General features: G+C 32.0%; 1 protein-coding gene. It reads left to right on the forward strand.

The window, feature by feature from the left end; translation table 11 throughout:
* Positions 1-1136 (forward strand): autotransporter outer membrane beta-barrel domain-containing protein (locus CQA57_RS08090; RefSeq protein ID WP_115579723.1); only part of this gene is annotated, 1136 nt, incomplete at both ends.

Below are 1136 nucleotides of genomic sequence, written 5' to 3' on the forward strand. Positions count from 1 at the left end.
ACCAATACTTTTAATGTAAATGCAACTACTACTACATTTAAATATGGTAATGGTGATAGTAATAATAATGATGGCTTAGTATTCTCTAATGGAACTAATAACATTAACTTTACCAATACTTCAGGTGCTACATTAAATTGGAGAAGTAATGCTAGTAATAGTGATGTAAAAAATACAAGCAATAGTGATATTAAAACCACAGGTGGAATCACTAATATCAACTTTAATCACAATGGAACTCTAGCAAGTGGTATTAACACAAGCAATAGCGGTGTTACTAATATCACTATTAGTGATTCTAAAAATGCAACTATTACAGGAGCAATACAAACAAATACTACTCAAGGAAATGTCATCCTTGCTTCTTTAAATCCTTTAGCAGAAGTAAAATCAAGCACAGCAGAAACTAATATTATCTTTAATGGTTCTAATGCTTCTCTAAGTCTAAGAGATAATGCAACCATTAACTCTTTAAATGCTAAGGGAGAAAATAACACTCTAAATCTTTCAGATCAAACAAGAAATAATGGACAAATAACTCCAAGAGAATCTTTCCACACTCTTGAAATTACAAATTTAGATAAAGATAGCAAAGCTATTAACTTCATTGTATATGTAAATCCAAATGCTACTAATAACAAAAGCACTACTAACAAATCTGATAGAATCATTATTGAAGAAAGCACTGGAAATTCTGAAAGTAGCACTACAAATCAAACTCATTATCTAGGAGTTGCAGGTAATGCAAATGATATTATTGGAAAAGTTTCTTATGAAAAAGGAAGTGCTAATAATATTGCTCTTGCTACAATAAAAGATTCTAGCAATATTACATTACAAGCTACAGATAGTATCTCTGGATTTAGTCTTATCTCTTATACATTTGCAACAGATGCAACTGATCAAAATGGAAGCACTAGTACTAGTAGTGGCAATGGCTACACCACCTACTTCTTAGGTTCTGCTGTAAGTAAAGGTGCCACTACTGCTACACAACAAGCTTCAGCAGCAGCTCTTGGTTCTAACTATGATCTTTATCTAGCTAACATGAATAGCTTAAATAAAAGAATGGGTGAATTAAGAGAGAATGCGAATTCTCAAGGTGCATGGGCTAGAATCTTTAATGGTATGCAAAC

The organism is Helicobacter anseris (assembly GCF_003364335.1).
Lineage (GTDB): Bacteria > Campylobacterota > Campylobacteria > Campylobacterales > Helicobacteraceae > Helicobacter_H > Helicobacter_H anseris.